30 protein-coding genes are annotated in these 22,312 nt (G+C 31.1%); 29 read left to right on the forward strand and 1 reads right to left on the reverse strand.

The window, feature by feature from the left end; all coding sequences use genetic code 11:
• Positions 1-33 precede the first annotated feature (33 nt).
• The 3 genes from GXK57_RS16955 to GXK57_RS16965 are packed head-to-tail and all read left to right on the forward strand — an operon-like array spanning position 34 to position 2,670.
• Positions 34-936: an RluA family pseudouridine synthase gene (locus GXK57_RS16955; RefSeq protein ID WP_160678652.1), complete on the forward strand. Its 903-nt coding sequence runs from the start codon at positions 34-36 to the stop codon at positions 934-936.
• 54 nt (positions 937-990) lie between these two features.
• Complete coding sequence (gene pyrR, locus GXK57_RS16960) at positions 991-1,527, forward strand: bifunctional pyr operon transcriptional regulator/uracil phosphoribosyltransferase PyrR (protein ID WP_160678654.1); 537 nt, start codon at positions 991-993, stop codon at positions 1,525-1,527.
• Between the two features lie 27 nt (positions 1,528-1,554).
• The gene (locus GXK57_RS16965) at positions 1,555-2,670 is read left to right on the forward strand and encodes a class I SAM-dependent RNA methyltransferase (protein ID WP_160678656.1); all 1,116 of its coding nucleotides are present in this window, start codon (positions 1,555-1,557) and stop codon (positions 2,668-2,670) included.
• A gap of 182 nt (positions 2,671-2,852) precedes the next feature.
• Here GXK57_RS16965 and GXK57_RS16970 read toward each other — a convergent pair whose 3' ends face one another.
• Positions 2,853-4,568 carry an NFACT RNA binding domain-containing protein gene (locus tag GXK57_RS16970; RefSeq protein WP_160678658.1) on the reverse strand — a complete coding sequence of 572 codons (1,716 nt, stop codon included), beginning with the start codon at positions 4,566-4,568 and terminating at the stop codon, positions 2,853-2,855.
• An 81-nt stretch (positions 4,569-4,649) separates the two neighbouring features.
• On the opposite strand from GXK57_RS16970, the gene GXK57_RS16975 reads away from it, so the two are divergent.
• The 26 genes from GXK57_RS16975 to GXK57_RS17100 all read left to right on the forward strand — a co-directional run bounded on the left by GXK57_RS16975 (position 4,650) and on the right by GXK57_RS17100 (position 22,276).
• On the forward strand, positions 4,650-5,651 hold the full coding sequence (locus GXK57_RS16975) for a hypothetical protein (protein ID WP_160678660.1): 1,002 nt from the start codon (positions 4,650-4,652) through the stop codon (positions 5,649-5,651).
• A gap of 470 nt (positions 5,652-6,121) precedes the next feature.
• Positions 6,122-7,525, forward strand: a complete 1,404-nt coding sequence (locus GXK57_RS16980; RefSeq protein WP_243156459.1) for a GspE/PulE family protein — start codon at positions 6,122-6,124, stop codon at positions 7,523-7,525.
• On the forward strand, positions 7,522-8,550 hold the full coding sequence (locus GXK57_RS16985) for a type II secretion system F family protein (protein ID WP_160678662.1): 1,029 nt from the start codon (positions 7,522-7,524) through the stop codon (positions 8,548-8,550). The genes GXK57_RS16980 and GXK57_RS16985 overlap by 4 nt, the downstream gene beginning before the upstream one ends.
• Positions 8,551-8,627: 77 nt before the next feature.
• Positions 8,628-8,984, forward strand: a complete 357-nt coding sequence (locus GXK57_RS16990) for a hypothetical protein (protein WP_243156460.1) — start codon at positions 8,628-8,630, stop codon at positions 8,982-8,984.
• Entirely contained in the window at positions 8,968-9,441 is a 474-nt protein-coding gene (locus GXK57_RS16995; RefSeq protein WP_160678666.1) for a hypothetical protein, read from the forward strand. Before GXK57_RS16990 ends, GXK57_RS16995 begins: the two co-directional genes overlap by 17 nt.
• A complete protein-coding gene (locus GXK57_RS17000; RefSeq protein WP_160678668.1) occupies positions 9,438-9,908 on the forward strand; it encodes a hypothetical protein in 471 nt (156 codons plus the stop codon). Before GXK57_RS16995 ends, GXK57_RS17000 begins: the two co-directional genes overlap by 4 nt.
• Entirely contained in the window at positions 9,887-10,057 is a 171-nt protein-coding gene (locus GXK57_RS17005; protein ID WP_160678670.1) for a hypothetical protein, read from the forward strand. Before GXK57_RS17000 ends, GXK57_RS17005 begins: the two co-directional genes overlap by 22 nt.
• A complete protein-coding gene (locus GXK57_RS17010; protein ID WP_160678672.1) occupies positions 10,054-10,665 on the forward strand; it encodes a hypothetical protein in 612 nt (203 codons plus the stop codon). The genes GXK57_RS17005 and GXK57_RS17010 overlap by 4 nt, the downstream gene beginning before the upstream one ends.
• Positions 10,655-11,086 (forward strand): hypothetical protein, encoded by a 432-nt coding sequence (locus tag GXK57_RS17015; protein WP_160678674.1) that lies wholly within the window; start codon positions 10,655-10,657, stop codon positions 11,084-11,086. The genes GXK57_RS17010 and GXK57_RS17015 overlap by 11 nt, the downstream gene beginning before the upstream one ends.
• The gene (locus tag GXK57_RS17020) at positions 11,086-11,511 is read left to right on the forward strand and encodes a hypothetical protein (RefSeq protein WP_160678676.1); all 426 of its coding nucleotides are present in this window, start codon (positions 11,086-11,088) and stop codon (positions 11,509-11,511) included. The genes GXK57_RS17015 and GXK57_RS17020 overlap by 1 nt, the downstream gene beginning before the upstream one ends.
• Positions 11,504-12,022 carry a shikimate kinase gene (locus GXK57_RS17025; RefSeq protein ID WP_160678678.1) on the forward strand — a complete coding sequence of 173 codons (519 nt, stop codon included), beginning with the start codon at positions 11,504-11,506 and terminating at the stop codon, positions 12,020-12,022. The genes GXK57_RS17020 and GXK57_RS17025 overlap by 8 nt, the downstream gene beginning before the upstream one ends.
• 247 nt (positions 12,023-12,269) lie before the next feature.
• Positions 12,270-12,827 carry an elongation factor P gene (gene efp / locus GXK57_RS17030; RefSeq protein ID WP_128212846.1) on the forward strand — a complete coding sequence of 186 codons (558 nt, stop codon included), beginning with the start codon at positions 12,270-12,272 and terminating at the stop codon, positions 12,825-12,827.
• Positions 12,828-12,927: 100 nt separating this feature from the next.
• On the forward strand, positions 12,928-13,305 hold the full coding sequence (locus GXK57_RS17035; RefSeq protein WP_160678680.1) for a CD1247 N-terminal domain-containing protein: 378 nt from the start codon (positions 12,928-12,930) through the stop codon (positions 13,303-13,305).
• Positions 13,306-13,978: 673 nt separating this feature from the next.
• Positions 13,979-14,893, forward strand: a complete 915-nt coding sequence (spoIIIAA, locus tag GXK57_RS17040; RefSeq protein ID WP_160678682.1) for a stage III sporulation protein AA — start codon at positions 13,979-13,981, stop codon at positions 14,891-14,893.
• On the forward strand, positions 14,886-15,404 hold the full coding sequence (gene spoIIIAB / locus GXK57_RS17045; RefSeq protein ID WP_160678684.1) for a stage III sporulation protein SpoIIIAB: 519 nt from the start codon (positions 14,886-14,888) through the stop codon (positions 15,402-15,404). The genes spoIIIAA and spoIIIAB overlap by 8 nt, the downstream gene beginning before the upstream one ends.
• A gap of 14 nt (positions 15,405-15,418) precedes the next feature.
• Positions 15,419-15,616, forward strand: coding sequence for a stage III sporulation protein AC (gene spoIIIAC, locus GXK57_RS17050; protein WP_128212850.1), 198 nt, complete (start codon positions 15,419-15,421; stop codon positions 15,614-15,616).
• A gap of 8 nt (positions 15,617-15,624) precedes the next feature.
• Positions 15,625-16,014 carry a stage III sporulation protein AD gene (gene spoIIIAD, locus GXK57_RS17055; RefSeq protein WP_128212851.1) on the forward strand — a complete coding sequence of 130 codons (390 nt, stop codon included), beginning with the start codon at positions 15,625-15,627 and terminating at the stop codon, positions 16,012-16,014.
• Between the two features lie 2 nt (positions 16,015-16,016).
• On the forward strand, positions 16,017-17,177 hold the full coding sequence (gene spoIIIAE, locus GXK57_RS17060; protein WP_160678686.1) for a stage III sporulation protein AE: 1,161 nt from the start codon (positions 16,017-16,019) through the stop codon (positions 17,175-17,177).
• A gap of 2 nt (positions 17,178-17,179) precedes the next feature.
• Positions 17,180-17,734 (forward strand): stage III sporulation protein AF, encoded by a 555-nt coding sequence (spoIIIAF, locus tag GXK57_RS17065; protein ID WP_160678688.1) that lies wholly within the window; start codon positions 17,180-17,182, stop codon positions 17,732-17,734.
• Between the two features lie 7 nt (positions 17,735-17,741).
• Positions 17,742-18,335 carry a stage III sporulation protein AG gene (gene spoIIIAG, locus GXK57_RS17070; protein ID WP_160678690.1) on the forward strand — a complete coding sequence of 198 codons (594 nt, stop codon included), beginning with the start codon at positions 17,742-17,744 and terminating at the stop codon, positions 18,333-18,335.
• Between the two features lie 38 nt (positions 18,336-18,373).
• Positions 18,374-18,901 (forward strand): SpoIIIAH-like family protein, encoded by a 528-nt coding sequence (locus GXK57_RS17075; RefSeq protein ID WP_160678692.1) that lies wholly within the window; start codon positions 18,374-18,376, stop codon positions 18,899-18,901.
• Positions 18,902-18,985: 84 nt separating this feature from the next.
• Entirely contained in the window at positions 18,986-19,378 is a 393-nt protein-coding gene (locus tag GXK57_RS17080) for an Asp23/Gls24 family envelope stress response protein (RefSeq protein WP_128212856.1), read from the forward strand.
• A gap of 203 nt (positions 19,379-19,581) precedes the next feature.
• Complete coding sequence (gene nusB, locus GXK57_RS17085) at positions 19,582-19,986, forward strand: transcription antitermination factor NusB (RefSeq protein ID WP_160678694.1); 405 nt, start codon at positions 19,582-19,584, stop codon at positions 19,984-19,986.
• A 19-nt stretch (positions 19,987-20,005) separates the two neighbouring features.
• Positions 20,006-20,878, forward strand: coding sequence for a tetrahydrofolate dehydrogenase/cyclohydrolase catalytic domain-containing protein (locus tag GXK57_RS17090; RefSeq protein ID WP_160678696.1), 873 nt, complete (start codon positions 20,006-20,008; stop codon positions 20,876-20,878).
• Complete coding sequence (gene xseA, locus GXK57_RS17095; protein WP_160678698.1) at positions 20,844-22,043, forward strand: exodeoxyribonuclease VII large subunit; 1,200 nt, start codon at positions 20,844-20,846, stop codon at positions 22,041-22,043. Before GXK57_RS17090 ends, xseA begins: the two co-directional genes overlap by 35 nt.
• 8 nt (positions 22,044-22,051) lie before the next feature.
• The gene (locus tag GXK57_RS17100) at positions 22,052-22,276 is read left to right on the forward strand and encodes an exodeoxyribonuclease VII small subunit (protein ID WP_160678700.1); all 225 of its coding nucleotides are present in this window, start codon (positions 22,052-22,054) and stop codon (positions 22,274-22,276) included.
• The last annotated feature ends 36 nt before the right edge of the window (positions 22,277-22,312 follow it).

Genomic DNA, 22,312 nt, shown 5'->3' on the forward strand with positions numbered 1-22,312 from the left:
TTTTTATGGATGGGGGATATTTAAATAAACGATATGGATGAAGTAATTTTTCAAATAAATTTAGATGAAAAAGGTATAAGGATAGATAAGTTTTTATCGGAAAAAATTGTAGATAGATCAAGATCACATATCCAAAATCTAATAGACAATGACGCGGTTTTGGTCAATGGTAAAAACATAAAGAGTAATTATAAATTAAGAGAAAATGATGTTGTTACAGTGAACATGCCAGAACCAGAGGAACTAAAGGTTGAACCGGAAAATATAGAAATTGATATAGTGTATGAAGATGAAGACATAATAGTTGTCAATAAAAAACAAGGAATGGTAGTTCATCCTGCACCAGGTAATTATAATGGGACCCTTGTGAATGCTCTTTTATATCATTGTAAAGATTTATCTGGTATAAATGGGGTAATCCGTCCTGGTATAGTTCATAGAATCGATAAAGACACTTCTGGAATAATAGTTGTTGCGAAGAATGATTTGGCACATAGCAAGCTAACAGAGCAATTCAAGGTTCACTCGATTAAAAGAGAGTACTATGCACTTACAGAAGGAGTATTTAAAAGTGATAGTGGAGTGGTGGATCAGCCTCTTGCAAGACATCCGCAGGACAGAATAAAGATGGCCATAGTTAAGGATGGAAGAAGAGCGGTAACTCACTATGAGGTTTTAGAGAGATATAAAAGTAATACTTTAGTTAAATGCTCCTTAGAAACAGGCAGAACTCATCAGATTAGAGTTCATATGGCATATTTAGGACATCCTTTAGTTGGAGATCCGGTATATGGATATAAGAAGCAAAAGTTTAAGCTTGAAGGACAAATGCTACATGCTAAGACTTTAGGTTTTGTTCATCCAACTAAAAATGAATATGTGGAGTTTAACTCAGATCTGCCAGATTACTTTTTAGAGGTTTTAAGTAAGCTTTAATTATTGATAATAGTAAATTGAAGGTAAATAAATAATTTTGGAGGAGAGTATAACATGAATCTAAAGGCAATACTTTTAGATGAAGAAGCTATTAGGAGAAGTCTAGTTAGAATATCTCATGAAATAATTGAAAAAAATAAAGGTGTAGAAGAAGTTGTTTTGGTGGGAATAAAAAGAAGAGGATTTCCTTTGGCCCAAAGAATTGCAGAACAAATAAAAAAGATAGAAGGCATAGAAGTTCCAGTAGGAAGCGTTGATATTACTCTTTATAGAGATGATTTAACTGATATTGGGGACAAACCAACAGTTAAGGAGAGCGATATTGGGGTTGCAGTAAAGGATAAAAAGGTTATAATTGTTGATGATGTATTGTATACCTGTAGAACAGTAAGAGCTGCAATTGAGGCTATTATGGATGTTGGAAGACCTACGAATATACAATTAGCAGTGTTAATAGACAGGGGACATAAGGAACTTCCTATACGAGCTGATTTTGTAGGGAAAAATGTACCAACAGCAAAAACAGAAAATATAGGAGTGGAAATACTTGAGATAGACGGTATTGACTCTGTTAAAATATATGAAAGATAAACTTAAGTTAAGGATAGGAGTTTTTAAATGGATTACGATTTGATAGCTACCAGTACTTTTGGGATAGAATCGATTACTGCAAAGGAATTAAAAAAGCTAGGTTATGAAGACTTAGTGATTGAGAATGGAAAAGTAACTTTTTCAGGGGATGAAATGGATATAGCCATCACTAATACTTGGCTTAGAACTGCCGATAGAGTATTGATAAAAATGGCTGAATTTAAAGCAACAACTTTTGAGGAATTATTCCAAGGTACTCTTGCAGTTGATTGGGGAAGCTTAATTCCTGCTAATGGAAAGATGCATGTAGTAGGTAAGTCAATAAAATCTACTTTGTTTAGTGTTCCAGACTGCCAGTCAATAGTCAAGAAGGCAGTAGTGAAGAGTATGCAAAGCAAGTACAATACAGAATGGTTCCCAGAAGATGGCCCAGTTTATAAGATTGAAGTTGCACTGCTTAAAGATATTGTAACATTAACAATAGATACTACTGGTCCAGGACTTCATAAGAGAGGATATAGAGAAAACGCAGGCGAAGCTCCATTAAAGGAAACCTTAGCAGCTAGCTTAGTTTTGATTTCTAGATGGAATAACGAGAGCTTGCTTATAGATCCTTTCTGTGGTTCAGGTACAATACTTATTGAAGCAGCTATGATAGGTATTAATCAGGCACCAGGTCTATATAGAAGATTTGAGTGTGAAAATTGGCCTACTATGGATGCTGAAACCTGGGAGCAGGTAAGAGAAGGTGCACAAAGTTCCATAAAAAACAATGATATGAAGCTTATAGGTTATGATATTAATGGACCTGTACTTAGAAAAGCAAGAGAAAATGCTCAAAAGGCTAAAATTGATAGATATATAGATTTCCAAAAACTAGACTTTAATGAATTGTCATCTAGAAAGAAAAATTGCTTTATTATAACAAATCCTCCTTATGGACAGAGAATTGGAGAGTTAGATGAAGTAAAGAGTCTTTATAAAAAGTTAGGAGAGTTTCATGAGAATCTTCCTAGTTGGGATATGAATATTCTTACCTCCTTTGAAGGCTTTGAAGCATTGTTTGGTGAGAAAGCCAGCAAAAATAGAAAATTATATAATGGTAAAATAAAATGTTACTATTATCAATATCTTGCAAAATAAAAAGTCGCTTAAGCGACTTTTTTTTGCATCTACCTTTTCTGAACGTATGTGAAGAAATTCTGGTAGGCGACATAATTTTATTTTTTTACTGTTTACGTTAAACAGCTACTGTAAACCCTTGATATTGCTAGAAGCAGATAACAAAGATATATAATGTTCATAACAGTAAAAAAAGAGTGTTTTTACACTCTTTTTATTTTTGGTTCCTCAGGAGTTACATATAGGGTTTTGTTAGTATAATATATTACCATTCCAGGTTTTGCACCAGAAGGCTTCTTTACGTTTTTTACTATAGTGTAGTCTATAGGCACCTTTGTTGAATCTTTGCCTTTACTATAGTAGGCCGCTAAGTTCGCAGCTTCATTAAGAGTAACATCAGAAAAATCTTTTCCCTTGATGATAACATGAGATCCAGGGATAACCTTTGTGTGAAGCCAAGTATCATTTTTGTCGGCAAATTTTAAAGTTAAGTAGTCGTTTTGAATATTATTTTTACCAACGTAAATGTCTACTCCTTCTGAAGAGATAAAGTGTATAGGTTTTGATGGTTTAGGAGCTTTTCCTTTTGATTTTTTGAATTTTATATATCCTTCATCAATGAGCTCGGATTTTATATCCTGTATTTCAGTATAATTTTCAGCATTAAGAAGATTTGTAAGTACTGAATTTAGATAACTATATTCATCTTCATTCTTTTCTAATTGAAGTATTGCTGATTCTTCAGATTTTTTTAGTTTATTATATCTTTTATAGTAATACTGAATATTTTCTGAAGGAGTTTTATTCTCATCTAGAGTTATTAGGATATCTTCTCCTTCTTCACTGTAAAAGTTAGATAGAGAAACTTCCTTTTGACCTTTTTTTATATTATAGATGAAGGCTGATAAAATATCTCCTTTTACCTTAAAGTCATTTTTTTCAGAGCATTCTTCTAAGGTACTTTCTAGGATTCTTCTTTTCTTTGAACATCTGTCCATGTTTGTGGTTATGAGCTTTTGAAGATCCTGTGATTTGGCATGAAGTCTATCTTGCTTATCTTTAGCTGAGTAAAAGCCTTCAAGTAAACTAGAACCATCCTCATACTCAGTTTCCTCATAACCATCATATAAATCTAGCCTTAAACAATAAAAATCCTTTAGTGCTTTAGTATCCTTATCCATATAGGAGACAAAAGTTTTGTTACTATCTAAGGACTCAAAAAAATCTTTTGTAAACTGGTATAAATTATTAATATCAAATATATACTTTTTTGTAAACATATTATATAATTCTTTTGATAAAATTTTACTAACACCAGTTAAGAGCTTTGAAAAGAAGTTTTCATTAAATTCAATTTTGTTATCAGATAAAAAGTTTTCTAAAGCATTTTTGTCAAAGGAAAAAGGATCTATTTTATTACTATCTGGAGGTAGAACATATTTAACTCCTGGGTAAAGTACCCTATAACTATTTATATCAGGAGTTATATGTTTAATTGATTCCATAACTTTATTATCTCTTTTTCTAATTAAAGTTATATTACTGTGTCTTCCCATTATTTCAACTACTAAGCTATAGATACTATCGAAGCCAAGTTCATCTGTAGATTCGAAGTCTATTAAGACTATCCTATCTCCTTTGTATTGGCTAATATCTAAGATTCTACTTCCAATGAGGTATTTTCTTAGAACCATACAAAACATCGGTGGTTGATTCGGGTTTTCCTTTGAGATTTTAGTAAAATGTATTCGTGGATTATTGGCGCTTGCTGAAATAAGCAATTTTTGGCGGCTTGAGCCTCTAATCGTTAGAATAACCTCATCCTTTTCAGGCTGATTGACTTTATCTATTTTGCAATTTAATAAGTTTTCTTTTAAACTCTTTATTAGGGTTGATAAAAATACTCCGTCTAAAGCCATAATATCTTCCTTTCATACTTAACTAAAAATAGTATAACATTTTTCACCATTTTATATCAATAAAATGAGCTGGTGATAAAAATGAAAAAAATAATAGCTGCTTTAATGCTTGTAGTCATGAGCGTAATTTTATTTGGCTGTGATGATGACATTAAAGAGCCTTCAACAAATGAAAAGGTTGCTGTTCAGTGGCCTGAACATATGATGCTCTATTCTAGTGGTGATGATAATACTTATTATAGCATAACTGATGAGAGTGTTAGAAAAACAGAGGCGCTGGTACAGGGAAATATATTAGGTGTCAATGCTGATAAACATATATTGTTATATCAGGATACAGATAAAAAGGGATACTATTTAAGTAGGGATGAAAAAAATATAAAATTAAGCATAAAAGAACAAATAAAGAGCTGTCAAATTAGTCCTGATGGTGAAAAGATACTTTATAGTGTAGAAAAAGAGGATGGTTCAGTAAGTTACTTTCTTTATGATGTGGAAAAAAATAAAAGCCTAGAATTAAGTGATTTAATGATTTCTGGTGATATGTATTTTTGGAAAGATAAAGATAGTATAATCTTTTATGGAATTGATGGAGAAAACAAAGGAGGAATATTTAAGTATAATTTAGATACTAAGAAAATAGAATCTAGCCTGATTTTAAAAGGATTTGTAGAAAAGTTTTTGCAAGATAAGGGATCAATAGTTTATATCTTAAATAAAGATGACAAGAGAAAAACTTATCTATTGGATGCTAATACCTTCAAGAATAAATTAGTTTCTGACAAGATACAAAGTATTGGGGATATGACTTATGATGGAAAAGATTTGTACTTTACTGGAATAATAAAAGATAATTTATATAGTTTATATAAGATAACCATGGCTCAAGAGAAGCCATTAAGATTAATTTATGACTTGCCAAGCAAAGTAGCTGAGAATAAAAAAATATTAAAATTGGGAAGTAAGATAATTTTAGTAGGCAAGGATGAAGATAATAACGAATTGGTAGCAAAATATAATATACCTGATAAAGCTATTGAGATATTGGTTGATAATATAGGACAATACGATATATTATTCTAAGCATGTATTTAAATGAGAATTTAAGTGCATGCTTTTTTCTTTTAGTATATATATAAATTAATAAAAGTTCCATTAATAGTTAGAATGATTTCAAGTGCTTTTTAAGATTATAGAACTTAGCTATCTATTCCTCTGACCAGACATACTAATTCAATGATTAGATTGAAAATAGAGCTTTCGATGAATCTATGAAGCTTTATTTATATATATTATTTTGAAGTAGTATGGATATATAGGGTTACAATATCAAACTTTAAGTTATGAGTTTTACTTGCAATAGATTTTGCAAGACTTTAATGGTAAGTATAACTTAAACTTCGAGCCGTGAACCCTATATATTTTTAAACATTCGTAATATTACATAATAGCTAGATTATTTACCTAAAAAAGATAAAAAATATTCGTGTGTTACTAAAAAAAGTGATTAAGGTTACTAAAACTAGGATACAATGTAAGCTAGGAGGGCTATTATGATAAATATTGATGAATTAAATATAGATACCTTGAAGAAAGTTTCTATGGATGCGGCGGTGTCTATGAAGATACTACCTTACAGAGAAGATAAGGAAAATGTCTATGTCTTATGTGTAACGGATTCTATTGAAAACAGTAAATATTTACGATTTGTGTTTGAAAAATCTATAAAATATAAGAAGATATCAGAGGATCAATTTGACAAGTTAATAAATGAATTTTACCTTGCAGTTAGTAATAAAGGCAATAAATTAAACAAAGATATTATAGTTTCAGACATAATGCAAGAATATATAAGTTATGGAATCGATAAAGGGGCAAGCGATATTCATATTGAACCAATGGAAGCAGAGGCTGTTATAAGAGTAAGGGTTGATGGAAAGCTTTATATTTTTAGAAAGACAGATAAAGTTATATATAATTCACTTCTTACTAGAATAAAGCTTTTATCAAATATGGATATAACGGAAAAAAGAAAGCCTCAAGATGGGAAAATACTTTTTTCTAAGAAAGGTAATAGATATGATATTAGAGTTTCATCTATTCCAACTGTTTACGGGGAAAAGCTAGTTTTAAGGATATTATATAATAGGATACTTCCTTTTGATATAAGTAGCTTAAGTTATAGTGAAGATCAAATTGAAAATATAAAGAAGATAGTTGAATTGAAGCATGGTTTAGTATTAGTCTGCGGCCCAACTGGAAGTGGAAAATCCACTACCTTGTACTCCATGTTAAGCAGTGTAAATAGAAATGATGTAAATATTACAACCATAGAGGATCCTGTGGAGATATTTATAGATGGAATAAGTCAAATCAATGTAAATGATAAGGCTGGCATAACATTTTCAAGCGGATTGAGGAGTATACTCCGCCAAGACCCAGATATTATCATGGTTGGAGAGATTAGAGATGAAGAAACTGCAAAGATTGCATTAAGGGCATCGATAACTGGCCATAAGGTGTATTCTACCATACACACTAATTCTGCCATAGAGGTATTCTCTAGACTTAAGGATATGGGTATAGAGGAGTATCTGCTTGTGGACGCTGTTAAAGGTGTAATATCTCAAAGGTTAGTCAGAAAACTATGTACCTGTAAAGAAGAATATGCTTCAGAAGAACATGAGAAAATCCATGGAGAGATTGAGGTTGGTACAAAGCTATATAGAGCTAAAGGCTGTGATATTTGCAGGGGAACAGGGTATTCTGGAAGAGTTTTGATAAGCGAGATATTAACTGTAGATATTGAAAGCAAAAGCAGAATTAAGACTTTTATAAATAACCAAGAAGCCATAGATCCACAAAAGGAACTTAAACTTCAGTGCAAGATGATGCTTATGAATGGTGTAATCTCTTTTCAGGATTATTTAGAGTTTATAAAAGGAGAAGCATTTTGATTAAAAATAAGATAAATTATGATTCAATAATTAGGATAAGCTCAGACTTAGCCATACTGTTAAGTTCTGGCATATCTATCTTCAATTCATTTGAGATATTAGCTAATTCTATAAGTAATAAAAAATATAAAAATATTTTGAAAAAGATTATGGAAAAGGTGCGTGAAGGAAGTACTTTATCTGAGGCTTTTGGAAGCTTTACAGATTATTTCCCAAAGTTATTTATACAGATGCTATTTATAGGAGAAAGTAGTGGTAATCTTGTTACTGCCTTAGAAGAACTTAGTACGTTTTATAAAATAAAAAACGAAATTAGAAAGAAGATTTTTAATTTATCAATCTATCCAATGATGCTGTTAGGTACATTAATGACAATGATAGTTTTCTATATTCAAGTTATAACACCGTCCATAGGAGAATTTGTAAAGGGTATGGACAATAAAATCCCATGGTATACTGAAAAAATATTATCTAGCTGTAAATTCATAAGGGAAAATAATGCTCTTGTTATGATAGCTTTAATTTGCTGGGGAATAGGAACTATTTTTTTACTATATCTTATAGCAAAAAATAAAGCAGTAATAGCAGTAGTTAGTAGAAGTGGATTAATTAGAGGATTTAAAGAGGTTTTGGAGATAGAAGCCTTGCTACTTATAATAAAATGTGGCATTCCTCTGGTACATGGACTAGAAATACTAATAGATACCTTCAGTAATGGAAATATTGAGTACGGTTTTAGCGACATAAAAGCATCAATAAACAATGGAGTAACTCTAAGCGAGGCCTTTGCTAGCACGGAAAGTTTTTCGGATTTAACCTTAAGCATGATTACTGTTGGAGAGGAGTCAGGAAGACTTGAGTATACCTTGGAAAGATTGAAAGATATGCTTATGGACAACTTCAGAAAGGCATTGGATAGGTTAACTGCCCTTATCCAACCAATTTTAATATTAGTAATTGGAGTAATAGTATGTTTTCTCATTCTAATAATGATGGTTCCTATTTATTCAAGTCTAAATGTTTAAGAATAAAGAAGGGCTTAACCTTAATTGAGCTTGTGGTTTACATTGCTATATTGCTTATTTTTCTAAGTGTCTTTGATATGTGTTACAGGGGCGTAAAGAAATTAGATGAAGATAAATATAAAGAAGAAGTAAAAAATCAAATTCACAATTTAATAACCTATTCTACTTACGCCTGTAAAATCAATAAACAAGATGGAAGGATAATTTTCGATAAGGATAGAGTTATCTTAAAGATAGGTGAGGACAAGAAGAAAGAAATAGATTTAAGAAAGGGGTATACTGTAAGTTTTAATGCTAGCTCAATAAATAATCTTATGGTCATAAATAATAACGGCAAGATCTATACCGCCGGAACTATAGTAATAAATGTGCCAGATAAGAGCAGAATTACAATGAGTATTTCAGTAGATAGTTTATATGTTAAGGTTAAATAATAAATATACAAGGCTTAGGAAAATAAAGAAAAAAGGAAACATACTTATTGATGCTGTAGTAGGAACAGCGATTTTATTATCTATGTCTGTAGCTGTCTTTTTTACACTTGAGGTAAATGAAAAGAATTTAGCTCTGAATAAGCAAAGTACCTTGAATATTCAAGTCCTTGACTATGTTGTAAAAGAACTTAAATATAATTACAGCTATGATGAAATAAAAGCAAAAGCTATGCAGCAGTCTGGAATTTATAAATTTCCTGTAGCAGATCTAAATATAGATAATATCAAAGAAAGAGAAATTTTTTCTTTAGATAAAGAATGTAGTAATAACTATATTCAACTTAAAATGAAAGAAGATATAAGCGGAGCTTTTATAAAAATTGATATAAATTTGGAAAGTATAAAAAACGGAGTAAATATAAGTAAGTGCTATTCCATGAGAAAGGTAAAGATATGATGAAAAAGAAAGGATATGTTTTGGCAGAGTTATTACTATACATATCTATTGCTATGGTGATTGTAGTACTTGCGTTTAATGTTCTGATTTTGTCCTTGAAGGAATTAAAGCAGGGAAAAAGAGATGAGATAGCCTACGATAATATGATAAATTTAATCACTTATATAGATAATGCAATTAGAGAACCTATAAGCAAGAGCTTTACCATCACAGATACCAAACTTACAATATCTCTAAACAATACTGATCATGAGGACGAAATATTAAATTTTACATCAGGTGAGTTGAAATTTTTAAGAATTGATTATATTAGTAGCGGTGCCTCTAAAACAGCTGTATTAAAAGAAAGTAAAACACTGCTTTCTGGAGTTAGCGATGCAAAGTTCTATAAAAAGAATAACTTAATGTATATCTATATAAAGGTTGGAGAAGAGGAGATAAAGAAATGTTTACCTTTAAGAAGTTAAAAAAAGGATATGCATCCTTAGAAATATTGATAATATTGTCCTTAGCTCTTTCTTTAAGTGCCATGGCAATAGCTAGCACAGAGAGAATATATAATATAGATAAGCTAGAGGAACAGGAGATAATTAACGAGATGAGCGAGGTAAGATGAAAAATAATTTTTTGCTTGTGGATTCTTATAAAGAACATTTTGGTGTGAATTTTGATAAAAGTAAAAAAGTAGAGGTTGTAATCATTGATAAGGAATTGTTTGTAAAGGAATTTGAGTTTACTAGTGGTAAACAACTTAAAAACTTTTTTCATAAGGACATAAAAGTAGCTTTTGAGACAGCAAAGTTCTTATTTCATTACGAAATAATTAAATCAAGAAATAAAATAAAGTTGATATTATATGGTATAAATGCTGCTGATAAGCTTAAGGAGATATGGCAAAAGTATAAGGTGAAAAAGGTATTACCTATACAGTATCTTTTAGTTTATGCAGTTAAGAAGGTCTCAAAAGAAAGTAGATTTGTGGTTATATATAGTCTTAAGGAAAGTTTATATATAGTAGATGTAGAACATGGACATATACAGTACAACAGATTATTCAAAATGTATAAACAAGATAAAATAGATCTTGGAGTACTACTGAATTATAGTCAGTATGACAGAAAAAAGCCTCTTTATGTGATAAAACAACAGAATGAAGTAATTGTAGATATTGAGGATGTATATGAATTTAAGAGCATAGAAAGAGAGACTATTAATGTACCTTAGAAAATATAAAGAATTTTGGCCTGAAAATATAATTGAAGAAAAAAACAAAGAGCTGTTGAGTACTTTAGGTAGAGTAATAATATATATAATAATAGTAAATTTGGTGATTGTACCTTTCTCCTACAATAAATATATAGAGGTACAAAAAGAGTTGGAAAATAGAAGGTTACTTAACCAGCCAAAACCTATAGTGATTAATAGTCAGGAAAAGAAACATATAGATAAAACAATTATAAATAAGATAACTAAGCTTATAGATGAACTAGCAGTTAAGGATTTTTCTTATGCTGATAACAATTTGACTTTTAGTGGCAATTACGCTGACATAAATAAATATCTTAAATATTTCTCGGAAAATAAAATTAAAGTTATATCTGTAGAAAATCAAAATAACATATTGAGAATAGTAGTGAGGATGTAATGAAAAAGTTTTTTGTAAAAATGTATATAATTATTATTTTATTATTGGTTTTGATATCACAAATATTTTTCAATTTGGATTATTTTAGACATAATACAAATGAAAATAGTCCTGTTTCTACTAACCCTACTAATATGAAGCCAGAAGGAAATAAATCCAATAGTTATGAAAGTGACAAAATTCCCTTTTACGAAGCTATCAATAAGTTTAAAAATATAGAAGGATTGAATATAACAAGTATTAATACCAAAGAAGGATACAAAGAAATTAATTTCAATATCCATACTGAAGCCTCGAAATTACTTAAAATATTTGATTTTTTGGAAGACAATGATATTATAATTATAAGATATGATATCGAAGAGAAAGATAATAATTTATTATGCAATATTTTGGGGCAATATAAGGGGGAAGCAAATGGATAATTTAATTTTAGTAGGGATGCCTTGTTCTGGTAAAACTACTGTAGGGCAAATGTTATCAGAGAGGATAAAAATGGAGTTTTTTGATAGTGATGATTACATAAAATTAAAAACTCAGAAATCCATTGAGGATATTTTTAGTGAATATGGAGAAGGCTATTTTAGAGAATTAGAAAGAGCTGTTATTTTAGATGAAATTTCTGCTTTCAATAACACAATAGTTTCAACTGGTGGCGGGATGCCTACAAAGTTTGATAATATGGAAAGATTGAAAAAATGCGGTATGGTAATATATCTTAAAAATACTGTAGAAAATTTAAATGAAAGATTAGATAGAAAAAACAGACCGCTATTTAAAGATCCTAATGCAATAGAAACTTTAGAAGAACTTTTAAATACAAGAAACTCAATATATGAAAAAGCTGATATTATAATTGATTGTGCTAGTGCAACACCAGAAGAAATCTGCGAAAAGATTCTAGTGTCCATAAATAGTATGAACATCCATTTTTAATTAAAATAATTGCAATTAAGCTCACCTTCTGATAAAATATCATTGTTGTGTGTGAGTGAGGGGTAATGATCATTGAATTTTTAAAACGAAATATAACGATATTAGATATTTTATAGAGATTTATGCACTACGCTCAATAGCCCATAAAGAATTCGATTTTGAATTCACAGCTTAAGGTTGTTGGTATTAAAATACCTGAACGGGTTATAATATATAATGAATTAATAGATTTTGGAGGGATACCACTATGATATCAGCAGGAGATTTAAGAAAAGGTACAACTTTTGAATTAGATGGACAAGTGTATACTGTTGTTGACTTCCTACATGTTAAGCCGGGAAAGGGAGCAGCATTTGTAAGAACAAAATTAAGATACGTAATGACAGCAGGAGTTGTAGATAGAAACTTTAACCCAACTGAAAAACTTCAAGAAGCTGTAATTGAAAGAAAAGAAATGCAATACCTATATTCAGATGGAGAGTTATACTACTTCATGGATCAAGAAACATTTGAACAAATTCCTCTTAACCATGAAAAGGTTGAAGATGCAATAAAGTTCTTAAAGGAAAATATGTTTGCAGTAATTAAATTCTACAAAGGTCAAGCTTTCTCAGTTGAAGCTCCAAACTTTGTTGAATTACAAGTTACTGAAACTGAACCAGGTGTTAAAGGAAATACAGCTACAAATGTTCAAAAGCCTGCAACTGTTGAAACTGGAGCTGTGATAAACGTACCTATATTCGTTAATGAAGGTGACGTTATAAGAATAGACACAAGAACTGGGGAATACATGGAAAGAGTATAGGCTGAATATATGCTAAGTTCAATATGGACTTAGCATATTCATTTCATAAGAAAAACATATTGAAGAGTTTTTATTCCTATGTTTGAAGGATGTGTAAATAATGAAGGAACTAAGAGAGAAAATATCAAAGCTAAGTGCATTAATAAGTGAAGATTCGAACACTGATAACAGGGATTTTAAAGTTAATGTATTAGATATTTTGAGCGATATTTGTGATGAAGTTGAAGCATTACAAGTAAATCAAGAAAATCTAACAGAAAACATAGAATTCTTAAATAATGATATATCGGACATACAAGAGGATTTATTTGAGGATGTATCAGTGGATGACTTGGATTGTGGTGATGAAGAGTATGTTGAAATCACTTGTAATAAATGCGGAAAAGGTATATTCTTTGAGCAGTCAGCCTTAGATAATAATACTGAAATTCCTTGTCCGTATTGTGGGGCAGATATATATACATCAACTAAAAACTAAATTTGGGATTCATCGCTTAAAAAGAAGCAAGCAAATTATTTTTTTAATAATTTGCTTGCTTCTTTTTGCGTGTTGATATATTTCTTGAATTTTAGGATAAGTAAAGATTTTCTTGAGTTATTAAAGTGATTGCAATAGAGCAAAAAGAAAGTGATTAGTCGCCTGCCAGAATTTCTTCACATACTTTCAGAAAAGGCAGATGAGCAAAAAATCTCTAACAAAAAACGTATTAGAGATTTTTGAGTTTCTGGGGGAATTGTTATGTTATTTAAAAATTAAATAAACTGAATTTTCTTAGAGTATTAATGCAATTACGGTAGAGCAAAAAGAAAGTGATTAGTCGCCTGCCAGAATTTCTTCACATGAGTTCAGAAAAGGCAGATGCGCAAAAAATCTTTAATAAAAAACGTATTAGAGATTTTTGAGTTTCTGGGGGAATTGTTATGTTAATTAAGAATTAAATAAACTGAATTTTCTTAGAGTATTAAAGCAATTACAGTAGAGCCTAAAGAAATTTAATAGCTCTGTGCAGGAATTTCCTCATGTACATTTGTGAAGGTCAGATGTGTATTTTGAAAAAGGGATAAGAACTTTTTTAAATATTATGTAATATTTCTTTAGTTAACCTAATAAATATTATATAAGATTACAAAAGTTGAGAGAGGGGGATTTTATGGATGATTTAAAAAATGTTCTACCAATGAATTTATTGAAGCTCATTGAAGATAGGCCTGATTTAAGTAAGTTACAGGAGATAAGACTTAAGTGTAATAAACCAGTTATGCTAAATATCGATAACAAAGAGGTGATTCTAAACTATACCACCAGCAGAGAGGAAATTAACAATATCTTTAATAGGATAAGTAATTTTTCAATCTATGCTTTTGAAGAGGATATAAAGCAAGGCTTTATAACCATTAAAGGTGGTCATAGGATTGGGGTTACGGGACATTGGGTAAATGATGATGGAGTAATTAAGTCCTTGAAGTCAGTATTTTCTATCAATATAAGAATAGCACGCCAAATTATTGGATGCTCGGATAAGTTATTAGAACATGTTATAAAAGAGGACAAGTTATATAATACAATTTTAGTTTCTCCACCAAAGTGTGGAAAGACAACTTTATTAAGAGATCTTACGAGAAATATATCTAATGGATATCTAAAATATGATTTAACAGGTAAAAAAGTGTGTGTTATTGATGAGAGAAGTGAGATAGCAGCCTGTCATCTAGGAGTTCCTCAGATGGATGTAGGAGTAAGAACAGATATCTATGACAATTGTATGAAGTATCTAGGTCTTATGATGGCTATAAGATGTATGTCACCAGACGTTATTATATGCGATGAGATAGGTACTGAAAAGGATGTGGAAGCTATTGTTTCTGCATTTAATTGCGGAGTGAAAATTATTTCTACTATTCATGGGAATGACGAAAATGACCTCTACAATAGGCCGGTATTTAACAAGCTTTTAGAAAATAAAGTTATAGAAAGAATTATTGTTTTGAGTAATAAAAACGGAGTAGGAACCATAGAAAAGATAGTGGACACTACCTTGGATAGGCAGGTGGTAGATGTTGTTTAAGTATTTTCTACTACTGATAATTATGGGCTTATCATCAGCGTCAGGTTTCTTATATGGAGATAGGTATAAAAAGAGGGTATTTTGTTTAAAGGAACTTATGAATGGTTATATAAACCTTGAAAATGAAATGACCTATACTTTCACGCCTTTACCTGAGGCTTTTGTAAGTACAGGCAGTAAGCTTAAAGAACCTGTAGGAGAGCTTTTTCAAGCTATAGGAAGTAAGCTTAAAAATAACGAAGCAGAAAATGTTTATTTATCTACCAAAAAAAGCCTGGAAGAATGCAAAGAAAAGGTAAATATCAATGAAGATGATGCTAGCATACTATTAGATTTAGCTAAGTCTTTAGGAACTACTGGTATAGAAGGGCAAAAAAAGATATTTTCTATTACCGTAGATAGGATGAAAAATAATACAGAAAAAGCAGAAAAAGAATGCGATAAATATTCTAAAATGTATAAATCTTTAGGCGTTTGCGTAGGATTTATGCTAGTTATCTTCTTGATTTAGTAGGAGGCGAGTAAATGTTAGATCTTTCTCTCATTTTTAAAATTGCAGGTGCAGGTATAATACTTCTGATCATTGACAAAGTTTTGAAAGGTAGCGGAAAAGATGATGTAGCTACAATAGCTAATATCGCTGGAATAGTAATAATACTTACTATGGTTATAAACCTAATAAGTAAATTATTTGATTCAGTGAAGACTATGTTTATGCTGTAGGTGTGGACATGCTTATTGTTAAGATAGTTGGATTTTGTTTTGTATCTTTATTCTTATATCTGCTATTAAAAGAACGAAAAAGTGAAGTTTCAATATTTATATCAGTGGTTGCAGGAATATTAATATTTCTTGTACTTGTTCCAGAAATAACACAGATAATTGATTTTATAAAGAATATAGCCAATAAAGCCAATGTAGACATACTTTATATTGGAATTGTGCTGAAAATAGTCGCTATTGCCTACCTTACATCTTTCTGCAGTGAAATTTGTAAAGACTCAGGAGCCAGTAGCATAGCAACAAAAGTTGAGTTTTCAGGGAAGATAATGATATTGGTACTATCTATACCAGTTCTTATGGCAGTACTGGACTCAATATTAAATATTATGCAGGTGTGAATATGAAAAAATGGTGTACGTTAATAATAAGTTTTTTTCTGGTTATAATGACCAGTAAAGTAGTATACGCAGATGATGGAGTGGACAAGCAAAAGATAGATAATAGTAACCAGATACAGAGATTATATCAGTATATGGACAATATGAAAACTAATGAGGAAATAATGAATGGTTTGAATCCTAAGGATTATGTAGAAAGTTATCTGAAGGATGGAAAAGATCCTATAAGTTTGGATAAGCTTGTGAAAGCTTTCATAGGGGTTTTTATAAAAGAAGTACAAGCTACTTTAAAGCTTATGATATCAGTTATAATACTGGCTATAATAAGTACGCTTTTAAAAAATCTGCAAGGAGCATTTTCCAATGAAAGTATTAGCAATATAGCTTTTTATGCATGCTATGCAGTAATGATATTAGTGCTTAGTAAAAGCTTTTTAGTATCGGTGAATTTAGCCAAAGAAACTATTCAAACTTTATCTGATTTTACTGCAGTTTTATTGCCGGCACTTGTATTGCTTTTATCAACAGCTGGAGGAATAGCGCAAGCTACTACTATGGATCCTATTGTGTTAGGTGCAGTAAGCTTGACTCCTAGATTTTATGTTGATGTGTTAATACCAGCCATATTAATGATTTTTGTTTTGGGCTTTGTAAATAATATATCAAATGAACATAAAATTGATGGGTTAGTGAAAGTGGCTAAACAGTTTGTACTTTGGGGCCAAGGTATTGTGCTTACAATTTTTATAGGACTGCTTACTGTAAGAGGAATAGCCTCTAATACAATAGATGCTGTAACCTTAAAGACAGCTAAATTTGCAGTAGATAACTTTATTCCCATAGTAGGAAAGGCGCTGTCAGATGCCATTGCAACCGTAGCGGGGTATTCACTATTATTAAAAAATGCTATAAGTTCAGTAGGACTTTTAATAATGATAATTGTGATGTTATTTCCAATCATAAAGATTGTAGTAATGGTATTTATCTACAAGATTTCTGCAGCTGTCATTGAGCCTGTAGCTGACAAAAGAATAGTTAGCTGTATTACTACCGCAGGAGATTCATTAGTGCTAATAATGTCCAGTCTTATAAGTATTACAGTTATGTTCTTTATTATGACAGCTCTAATGGCAAGTGCAGGAAAGTTTGTTGTAGGAGGTTAGCTATGGATGTACTTAGAGGTTGGGTTATTTCCTTATGTGCAACACTGATCTTCATGACAGCAGTAGAGATGATTTTGCCAGATAACAGCACAAAAAAGTATGTAAAATTTGTTCTTGGACTAATTCTAATTGCTGTGATCATAAATCCATTCATAAGGCTATTCACAAAAAATAGCATTAATGTAGATAACTTTATAACTAAATATGAAAATGCAGTTAATGTACAGTCAGATAATGCTGGGTCTTCAAGTGCCACAGAGGAAAGATTTTTTTCTAATCTAGAGAAAAATTGTGAGGAACTTATAAAGAAAGACTTAAACGGAACCAATACTGATGTGAAAATTATTGGGAAACTAGATATGAAGGACACTAAAGTTGACATAGACCATTTAGAGGTATATGTAGGTAGTGAGGGAAGCACTGATGATATAAATAAAAATTCTAATGACATAACTAAAAAGCAGCTAAATTCAAGCACAAGTAAGCAAATCAAAAGCATATTAAGTAAGGAGCTAAATATAGATGAGAAAAAAATATATGTTTATAAAGGTGAGTGAGTAGAAAATGGATCTTTCAAAACTAATCCAAAAGCTAAAAAACTCTTCAGATAATGCTAAGATAAGATATTTATTATTAATATGTTTAACCTTTATTTTTATTTATATAGTATTCACTTTCTTTACCAATAAACCCATGATACCTACATTTTCTTCAAACCAAAACAATACACAGCAAAGCAGTGCAGAAAAACAATTGAGAACTCAATATGAAGATGAACAAAAGAGTGAGCTTAGACAGATTTTAAAACAGATAGAGGGGGTTGGAAATGTAGACGTGATGATAACTTTTGAGAGTGATGAGACCAAGGTGCCAGCTGTAGACACCAGTTCTCAGAAGAACACTAATGAAAATTCTGATAAGGAAGGAAGTAAGCAGAGCAACAGTCAGGAAACAGATTCAAGTAAGGTAGTAGTTACTTCTAACAACAATGGTAGTGAACCTTTAATTGTTAAGACTTATAAACCAAAGGTTGTTGGTGTAATTGTGGTAGCAGAAGGTTCAGAAAGCAGTAAGGTAAAATACGACATTTCTAAAGCTGTGTCGAATTTATACGATTTGCCAATGGATAAAGTTAATGTATATCCGATGAAAAAGTAGCATATAATTTTATAGAAACAGATGGGAGGTTTTTGTATATGAACAGAAAACAAGCAGGTATAATTTTAACACTACTAGCACTTATAGTATGTGCTGGTATTTTGGCAGCGAGGGTTAATGGACAAGTTGACGATGGGACAGGCAGTAGCCTAAGTTCATCATTATCATTCACAAAGGATTCTGATAAAGACAAAGATAAGGACAAGCAAACATCAAACACAAAGGATTATTTCTATGATTCGAGGAATGATAGAGAACAACAGGATTCTCAAACAATGCAAAGCTTAAAGTCAATCATAGAAGATAAAAATACTTCAGTAGATCAAAAAACAGAAGCACAAAAGAAACTTACAGCATTAACTATGGCTAGAGATTATGAGACTAGAATAGAACTTAGCGTAAAAGGAAAAGGCTTTGATGATGCACTTTGTCTCATAGAAGGAAATAAGGCAAGAGTAATAGTCAAGTCTAAGGCTAATATAAATGAAAAGCAAAGCATACAGATACAAGATTCTGTAGCTAGCGTTGCAAAGATAAAGGATATAGTAATTGAGTCAAAACAATAATAATTGTATTCACATTAATCTTTTGATATAATGTACCTATGATTAACAGGTTTTGCTAGTGCAAAGCTTAAGGAGGTAGTGAGCTTGGAGGAATTAAATAGAGAAGAGACAAACATCGGAGTGGTTAAGATCTCTGATGAAGTTGTTAGTGTTATAGCTGGTATAGCAGCATCAGAAGTTAATGGAGTTGTAGAAAGTAATCCAGGTGTTGCCGGTGGGATAACTCAAATATTCACAGGCAAGAAAAACACTGGAAAAGGTGTAAAGGTATCAATTGAAAATGGAGAAGCACAGATAGAATTAACATTGGCAGTGCTTTATGGAACTAGAATTCCTGAAGTAGTTGTTCAAGTTCAAGACAATGTTAAGAAAACTGTTGAAGCAATGACAGGACTTTCTGTTGCAGCAGTTAATATTTTTATACAAAACATAATTGTTCCTAAAAACGACGAAAAGTCAGAAGAAGTTCATGAGTAATTAAAAACCCTCTGTTTACAGAGGGTATTTCCTTGTTTATAGATGTTTAAGCTTTTGATTTTGCGACTATAATAAAGATAAATACTTATATATTAGTTATGAGGCAATAATTAATAAAGCGAAATGGTTTATCTATATATATAATAATGATATAATTTAATTTTTATAAAATATATTACCTTTTTTTAAGTCTAGGAGGACATATGAATAGAATAAAAACTAGAGAAATTGCAGTACAGCTTACATACCAAATGATGATCAATAAAGAAGAGCCGATCGAGGCTATAGAAAGCTATAAAGAAGCTCATACTGATGACATAAACGATTTAGATTCTACATACTTAGAACAAGTTTTAAAAGGAATAGAAGATACTAAAGAGGAACTTGATAAAATAGTAGAAAGATATCTAGTAAATTGGAAGTTAAATAGAGTTTCTAAGGTTAATCTTGCTATACTTAGAGTAGCTATATACGAAATGCTTCACTTGGAAGATATACCTAACAAAGTTGCAATAAATGAGGCCTTAGAAGTTGCTAAGAAGTTCTCAGATGAGAAATCTGTAGCGTTTATAAATGGAGTTTTAGACAAGGCTTTAAAAGAAATATAGATTGCTTGGGGGCGAAAATATGGGGGAAATCATTGATGGCAAAAAAGTAGCTGCTAGTATAAAGGATCACATAAGAGAATTTGTAGATAGCAGAAATAAGGACGGGAAAAATGTTCCGACAGTTGCTTCTGTTCTTATAGGTGATGATGATGGTTCCATATATTATCAAAATAGCCAGAGCAAAATTGCAGCGGGTCTAGGAATAAACTACAAAAAGATAAATCTAAGTTCTAGCTGTAGTGAAGAAGAGGCTATTAAGGTAATATCAGAATTAAATAATGATAACAGTGTTAATGGAATCATTTTATTACTTCCATTGCCAGAAGGCTTTGACGAGAAAAAGATTATTTCTTCAATATCTCCATCAAAGGATATTGACTGCCTAACGGATGTATCCATAGGAAAGTTCTACAGTGGAAGTGACGGATTTATCCCTTGCACACCTAGAAGTGTTATGAAGCTTCTAGAGTATTATAACATCGAGATATCTGGAAAAAGAGCAGTAGTAGTAGGAAGAAGTAATGTAGTTGGTAAACCAGTGGCTCAGTTGCTGCTTCAGAAGAATGCTACAGTAACCATATGTCATTCAAGAACCAATAATCTTGAAGAAATCTGCAAGGAAGCAGACATACTAGTTGTAGCTATGGGAAAACCACACTTTATAGATAAGAGCTATATTAAAAAAGATGCTGTAGTAATTGATGTTGGAACTTCTTCACTAAATGGTAAGATTACCGGAGATGTTTTGTTTAATGATGTAGTAGATGTTGCAGCAATGACTACCCCAGTACCAGGAGGCGTAGGAGCACTAACTACTACTCTTCTATTCTTAAATGTATGCGAGGCGATGGAAGAATATGATTCTAAAGACTCTTTCAGTAACAGAAGTTAATAACTATTTAAAAAAAATTACAGATAATGACTTTATCTTAAATAATTTGAAGGTTAAGGGTGAAGTATCTAATTATAAGATACATTCCAGTGGACATATATATTTCTCGCTTAAAGATGAGAATAGCAAAGTGAACTGTGTGATTTTTAAAGGCGATGCCGTAAATGTATCACCTAATATTAAAGATGGAACAAAGGTTGAGGTAAGAGGAAGGCTTTCCGTATACACTAGGGACGGTTCTTACCAGGTTTATTGTAAAGAAATAAATGAGTATGGAGTAGGTGACTTGCATGCTCAGTTTGAACAATTGAAAAAGCAGTTATTTAATGAGGGGCTTTTTGATGAAAAGTACAAAAAGCCTATTCCTTATCTTCCTAAAGCTATTGGTATTATAACATCAGAAACAGGAGCAGCTTTAAGAGATATACTAAATGTGTTAAAAAGAAGAAGTCCCTATGTAGATATAATGGTATATCCATCCTTAGTTCAGGGGAAAGATGCACCAGTAAGCCTAATAGAGGGGATAAAGTATTTTAATAGAGAAAAAAACGTAGATGTAATAATTATAAGCCGTGGAGGAGGTTCTATAGAAGAACTCTGGGCTTTTAATGATAAAAACTTAGCATATGAAATATTTAAGTCTAAACTTCCTATAATATCAGGAGTTGGGCATGAAATTGATTTTACAATAACAGATTTTGTTAGCGACTTGAGAGCTCCGACACCATCTGCAGCAGCTGAAGTGGCTGCTCCTAAGTTAGAAGAGCTGAATAATAATTTAAGCAGGCATAAAGCGTACTTAGATCAATTTATAAGTACTAGGATGATAAATGAAAAAGAAAAGATAAACTACATCAGCAGAATATTAGAAAATAATAGCCCTAGAAATATGATAATAAATAGATATAGGGATATTGACAGCATAAAAGAAAAATTAACTAATATTATGATGAAGAAAATTGAAAATAATAGATCGAATCTAATTAATATAAATAATATGTTAACATTGCTTAATCCAATAAATGTATTAAACAAGGGATATGCTATAATAGAGGATAACAATGGAAATGTAATTCAGAATATTGATACTCTAAGAACTTTAGAGGAAGTAAACGTGAAAATGAAAGATGGAAGTGCTGACTTTAAAATAGAACCTAAAGGGTGAGGTGTTTTATGGTTAAAAGAAATGAATCCTATGATGATATGGTACAAAAACTTGATGATATTGTAAAAGACCTTGAAAGTTCAGAATTAAACCTGGAAGAGTCTTTAAAGGCATACGAAGAAGGTGTAAAATTAGTTAATAAACTTTATAAAACGCTCAATGATATGGAGGGTAAAATAAAGATTATTAATGGTAAGGAAGAAATTAAAGATTTTACAGTGGAAGGAAAGTAGGTTAAAGTCTTAAAATTTCGTATAGATAAAAGGAGC

The sequence above is a fragment of the Clostridium sp. C8-1-8 genome (assembly GCF_009928445.1).
Classification (GTDB): Bacteria; Bacillota; Clostridia; order Clostridiales; family Clostridiaceae; genus Clostridium_AR.